This window comes from Hwanghaeella sp. LZ110 (assembly GCF_048892525.1).
In the GTDB taxonomy this organism is placed as follows: Bacteria; Pseudomonadota; Alphaproteobacteria; order UBA8366; family Aestuariispiraceae; genus Pacificispira.
The window spans coordinates 1-456 of record NZ_JBLZHT010000042.1 but is presented as its reverse complement, the minus strand read 5'-3'; the positions used below and the strand labels follow the sequence as shown (position 1 = coordinate 456).

Below are 456 nucleotides of genomic sequence, written 5' to 3'. Positions count from 1 at the left end.
GGCGGTAGGTCGGTGGGCCGAAGCAACCATTCAGACTGCCATAAACCGCCCGTGATGAGGCGAAAATAAACCGGTTAACCCCAACACAACGGGCAGCCTCCAAAAGGTTAATGGTAGCCAATGCATTGATTTCGAATGTTCCGGCCGGATTGGGATCAATGTCCTGATGACCGACAGCGGCGGCCATATGAACAACTGCCGAGATTTTGTGCCGCTCCAGCACATCCAGAATATGATCGCGTATTCGAATGTCGACCTTTTCAAAAACGATGCGTTCGACATAGCGCGCGCCAAGCAGAGAAAAATCTTCTCTATTGTCGATGACGACTGTTTCGATGCCGCGATCTACCAATTCCCGCGTTACCCACGCGCCGTTAACACCAAGCCCACCTGTGATAAGCACCCGCATCGTTGTCATTTACTTGTCAATCCGTTGCTGAAAGACCTCAATTCTGC

At 51.3% G+C, this 456-nt stretch carries 1 protein-coding gene; it reads right to left on the bottom strand.

Going from position 1 to position 456, the window contains the following annotated elements; all coding sequences use genetic code 11:
• The coding region (locus ACOSDM_RS20125; protein ID WP_420726319.1) for an NAD-dependent epimerase/dehydratase family protein at positions 1-418 on the bottom strand (418 nt) is incomplete at its 3' end.
• Between the last annotated feature and the right edge of the window lie 38 nt (positions 419-456).